We start from the raw sequence: 3,362 nt of genomic DNA, 5'->3' as shown, positions 1-3,362 counted from the left end.
GCATCAAGGGGAGTTACTCCACCTAGCAACTGTCCGGTAGTGATTGGTGGTAGTGCGACCATACCAATCAGCGTCATCTGATTTAAAGTGGGAATTAATCCGGCTTTGATGGCGTCTTTGCGGTATTGAGTAATTGCTTGCATAGGTGTTGCCCCTAAGCTGAGGTGGGTTTCAATTTCTTGGTGGCTGGAGTTAATTGTACTAACAAGACGTTCCCCAGCGATCGCTGCTGCATTCATGGCATTACCTAAGATAATTCCCCCCAAAGGAAGCAAGTACTGCGGTTCATACCATCTGTCTGGTTGAATAATTAAAAAATTGATGTAAAACAGTGTGATCGAAGTGCTGATGAAAATTGCTCCCCAGACTAACGGCAAAACCTGGGGTATTTTCTGAGTGATGCGATTTCGTGCGACAATCGCTCCTATCGTCAGCATTATTGCCAAAATCCCCAAAACTGCCCAAGGGTTATTAAAAGCAAAGATGAAGTCTAAAACGTATCCCAACACCAGTAGTTGTAGGATGGTTCTCCCGGTAGCGAGGGCTAAGTTTAATTCTAGTCCTAGTCTAGAAAGCGCAGATAAACCAATGGCGATCGCCATTAATCCTACACCAATAACCAAATCAACCAAATCCAACTTGATCAAATCCTGCATAGATTTTCTACCTCGTGAAGTTTTTTTCGCTCATTCACCCACACACTTGGAACTTTAATTCAAGGTGTTGGATCTTGGTTGATATATATCACTCTTTATCCCAACGATTGGTAGCTTTACCAATTATGAATCTAAGTAAAAACCCTTGCTTAGGCGTTTTCTGCTCGACAGTCTTTAAATAGCTTTTTGATCAACTATTCAAAACCGCAAAAATCGACCGTCAAAGTGTTTCGTGCAGCGATTGGGAATTAGGGATTGGAGCAGAATTATGTCATCATTCATTTTTTACAGTCCCTAGTCCAAGCGTCCAAGCGTCCCCAATATTCAAATAAAATGAAAACTCATGATCCAAAGCATAAATTCTGTCCCAGCCTTTGATAACAAGCAGCAATACAGCACTATTGAAGCAGAAGTGAGTGCGGCTGTTTTAGAACTTTTGGCTTCTGGACGTTATATCGGTGGTTCTGTAGTTGCCAGCTTTGAGCAACAGTTTGCTGCTTATCATGGTGTTAATCAATGTGTCAGTTGTCACTCTGGGACTGATGCGCTTTACTTATCCTTACGAGCCTTGGGAATTAGTTCAGGTGACGAGGTAATTACTACACCTTTTACTTTTATTGCCACATCAGAAGTTGTCAGCGCTGTGGGTGCAAAGCCAGTTTTCGTTGATATTGACGCTACTACCTATAATTTGGATTTGCAGCAAATAGCAGCAGCAATTACACCGAAAACCAAAGCAATTATCCCAGTTCATTTGTTTGGACAACCTGTGGATATGGCTGCTTTGATGGATTTAGCCAAAGTTCATAATTTAATAGTAATTGAAGATTGCGCTCAATCTACAGGCGCAAGTTGGGCAGGGCAAAGAGTAGGAAGCATTGGACATATCGGTTGTTTTAGTTTCTACCCAACTAAAAATCTTGGTGGTTGCGGTGATGGGGGAGCGATAACAACAAATGACCCAGAAATTGCGGCAAAGCTGCGAGTATTGAAGGAACATGGTAGTAAAAGTCGCTATATTCACGAAGAAACAGGTATAAATAGTCGCTTGGATGCTTTACAAGCGGCTATTCTTCAGATTAAACTACGTTATCTCGATAGTTGGAATAATCAGCGACGAGCGATCGCCCAACGTTACCATCAGCTACTCGCATCAATTCCTGGTATCATCCCTCCTCAAGAATTAACTGGTGGTTCAGGGGTTTGGAATCAATACACAATTCTGGTACTATCTGAAGGGCGAAATGGCTCCAGTGCCAAACATCGTGACTGGGTTCGCGATCAGTTGCAAGAACGGGGTGTAAGTACAATGATTTACTATCCCCATCCTTTACATTTACAGCCAGTTTATCAAAATCTGGGCTATCAGCCAGGACAATTGCCTTCTTCAGAACAAACCTGCAAAGAGGTTTTATCTTTGCCCATGTTCCCAGAACTTTCACAACAACAGCAAAACCAAGTAATTTATGCCTTGAAGGATTGTTTGACGTAAACAGTAGAGACGTAGCACTCCTTATATAAGGATTTTTCGTCATTCTAGACGATTGTAGAGACGTTCCGCCGGAACGTCTCTACGAGGTTTTTTGGTAAAATGAGGGGTCAGACCTACCATTCGCCAACGATATCTTATCGGGTGAGAGCAGTTATTGCTAAAGCTTCCACCAAGCTACGCACAGCAGCAATCATTGCTACTTCGCTGTTTAGTTGATTGATGGCAGAACCGACGCCAACACCAGCGGCACCGCTTGCGATCGCTAGTGGAACTGTGACGTTAGAAATGCCGGAAGCACACAAGACTGGCACTGATACTACACGAGAAATTTCATAAGCTGCTGCTAAGGTGGGAGCAGCTTTTTCAATTAATCCTAGAGTTCCGGGGTGTGTGGGTTGACTGCTAGTACCACCTTCGGTTTGGATGATGTCAGCACCTGCTTTCACCAATTCCTCGGCTAGCTGTACCTGTTTATCCAATGTCAGGATGTGGGGAACGGTGACAGATAAGGTGATTTCTGGCAGTAAGGCGCGAGTAGAGCGAGTTAGGGCTAAAACTTCCTCAGCCTCAAAACGGCGTCCTTGGGCATAGAAAGAATCAAAATTGCCGATTTCAATTAAATCAGCACCAGCGGCAACAGCTTGAACAAATTTTTCTGGTTCGACTGCTGATACACAAATTGGTAGGTTTGTCAAACTTTTAGCTAATTGAACCAAAGCCGGATCTGCGGCAATATCAACAAAAGTAGCACCACCGAGATCGGCTGCTTTCACAATAGCCGCTGTGCGATCGGCATCAAAGTTGTTTAAACCGCTGATAACTTTCAGGGCTTGACGGTTAGCAAATGCACGTTGGATTGGATACATGGTCATAGTTAGTCTTGCAAAGCTACGTAAATAACGATTATTCTACCGTTCTGCTATACAAAACTTGACTAAAATTTTTTCAGGCTAGTCATTCAACTAAGGAAAACCTTACTACCATCATGACAGAAAGCGATCGCACAAGAAGCTTAATCAAACTCTGGCGCCCACAAATCGCTAATCTGCACTTCCCAACCTGGAAGCAAATCGGGTACTGTGAGAACATCTGCTACACAAAACTTGGTTAAACTTATCGCTCGTCTTACCATTCAATCAAGATTGCTCCTGAAGGGTCTGCTTCCTGCTTCAACCAAGCCCGTCGGCGGGTTCTTGTCCACAGGCGTAAATTCG

The 3,362-nt window shown here is 43.5% G+C and carries 3 protein-coding genes; 1 reads left to right on the top strand and 2 read right to left on the bottom strand.

Translation table 11 applies throughout. The annotated features are described in order from the left end of the window. Window positions 1-656: ABC transporter permease (locus OGM63_RS12465; RefSeq protein WP_263745890.1), on the bottom strand; the 656-nt coding region annotated here is incomplete at its 3' end. A 355-nt stretch (window positions 657-1,011) separates the two neighbouring features. Between OGM63_RS12465 and OGM63_RS12460 the strand changes: the two genes are divergently transcribed. Then, window positions 1,012-2,148 (top strand): DegT/DnrJ/EryC1/StrS family aminotransferase, encoded by a 1,137-nt coding sequence (locus OGM63_RS12460; RefSeq protein WP_263745891.1) that lies wholly within the window; start codon window positions 1,012-1,014, stop codon window positions 2,146-2,148. Between the two features lie 134 nt (window positions 2,149-2,282). On the opposite strand, the gene OGM63_RS12455 is transcribed toward OGM63_RS12460, so the two are convergent. Further along, on the bottom strand, window positions 2,283-3,020 hold the full coding sequence (locus OGM63_RS12455; RefSeq protein WP_263745889.1) for a DUF561 domain-containing protein: 738 nt from the start codon (window positions 3,018-3,020) through the stop codon (window positions 2,283-2,285). Between the last annotated feature and the right edge of the window lie 342 nt (window positions 3,021-3,362).

It is taken from the genome of Plectonema radiosum NIES-515 (assembly GCF_025753815.1).
Lineage (GTDB): Bacteria > Cyanobacteriota > Cyanobacteriia > Cyanobacteriales > Nostocaceae > Hassallia > Hassallia radiosum_A.
Note: the sequence above shows the minus strand (reverse complement) of the source record. Positions and strands in the feature narration are given on the sequence as shown.